Annotated in this window: 1 protein-coding gene; it reads right to left on the bottom strand. The window is 48.8% G+C overall.

The genetic code is table 11. The features are described from left to right. Positions 1-1,911, bottom strand: a 1,911-nt coding sequence (gene gatE, locus J7J01_08095) for a Glu-tRNA(Gln) amidotransferase subunit GatE (protein ID MCD6210827.1), incomplete at both ends; no start/stop codon positions are given.

The following is a 1,911-nucleotide window of genomic DNA, read 5'->3' as shown; positions in this document are numbered from 1 at the left end:
TCAGACTCACCCCTGAGAATCTGCTGCACCTTCGTCTTCAATAGCCTGTTTATCTCTTTACCATCCACCTTACCACGATACTTAGCCATGACAATACCCATCAACGGTCCCACCGCCCTCTCGCCCCTATCAAGTATAAAATCACGTTTCAATGCCACTGTATCCTCAATGAACCGCTCTACATCTCTTATACTCACTCCCAGTCCAATCTCCTCTATTGCACGTTCGACACTCAGTTCCGGCTTACTCGCTATGAACCTCATAATATCAGGTATTGCCTCCTTCGCAAATGCGTGTTCAGCAAGCAGTCTGAAGATATCTATGAAGTGCTGCTCGGTCAGATTCTCCAGCTCCACTCCCTCCCGCATCAACTCCACCATTGTATCTGTAAGTGTCCTTGCGACCAGTGTTGGTGATACACCTTTACCTCCGTAGCGTTCCACTATCAACTCAAAGAGATTGAAGTTGCTGCTGCGTGATACCTTCGTGGCGAGTTCGTTATTCAATCCGAACTGCTGCTTGTAGCGCGTTACTCGATGCTCAAATGTCTCAGGTAATCTACTGCTTATAGCCTTCAGCCTCTGCACATCTATCTCAACTGGTGGCACATCTGTCTCTGGATACATTCTCGCGGCACCTGGTAGAGGGCGCATATAGGCACTGCTCCCGTTTGGCAATGCTCTACGTGTCTCTTCCGGTATCCCTCGCATCGCAGCCTCCGCCCTGTTCAATACCGCTCTCAGCGCTTTCTCGCCTTGCGCTCGCTCCGCAACAGCTACTATCACCACGCAATCAGATTCTGATGCATTAAATACGCTCCTCATACGCGCTATCTCTGCCTCACCAATGCCATAAGCAGGTAGTTCATCGGTATGAATCAAGCCAGTACCGGTACCGTACTTAGCGGCGAAATCGGCTAACTCTGTTCCGAATCGCCTGCCAGGCTGTAGTTCAGTGCCGAGAATGCCCGCGAACCCACGCAGACATGCCCCAAATACTTTACCGCCCGCTCTATTTATCACCTTTGAATCGGTATCCTTAAATATAAATGACAGGTCTTCAATACGATGCTCAACTCTGGCACCTCTATTATTCAGTTCATCCTTCAACTCTATGAGCTTCCGCTGCCTTAATATCTCGTTCTTCACTATCTCACTTATCAATCTCAGGTTCTGAACGCCCTTTATCTCCACACGAGCGCCACCTTCTATTGATATGTTTATATCCTGCCTGATGGTCCCCAATCCCCTCTTCACCTTACCTGTGGAACGTAATATCATCCCAATTTGCTCCGCCACCTTACGTGCCTGTTCCGGTGTGCGAATATCAGGTGCAGTACTTATCTCCACCAGCGGTATGCCCAACCGATCTAATGAATAAACCACCATATTGCCTGTGCCTGTTGTCTCTATCTTCTGGGCTGCATCCTCCTCGAGACATAGCGAATCTATACGGACGCCTCCTTCTTCTGTTGTGAGCCTGCCATCAGTCGCCACCAGTGCGGTTCTCTGAAACCCGCAGGTATTTGACCCATCTATCACTATCTTCCGCATTGTATGTATCTCATCCACGACCTTCATATTCAGCATCAGAGCGATCTCAAGTGCGATATCAATTGCTTCTGGATTCAGTTCACCCGGCGGCTCCTCGTCATTCTCCACCAGACAGGTGGAATCATAAGCTTTGTATAGAAATGTGCGACTGTAGCTCTCCTCTTCTCGTGCCGCTTTGTCCACTTCCCCCATCTCGCTCTTGGAAGCTCTTAAATACCGTATAAACGAGTATGTGGAATCCTTATTGTCCCTGAGCGTGGTGGGGCATTTACAGAATAGTTTCGTTCTTGTATCCAGCTGCTGGTGTATCTCCAGCCCGGCTTTCAAACCCATCTTATCATAATCTATTCCCGTTCCT

It is taken from the genome of Methanophagales archaeon (genome assembly GCA_021159465.1).
Taxonomy (GTDB): domain Archaea; phylum Halobacteriota; class Syntropharchaeia; order Alkanophagales; family Methanospirareceae; genus G60ANME1.
The sequence above is the reverse complement of the archived record's forward strand: the minus strand, read 5'-3'. Positions and strand labels throughout refer to the sequence as shown.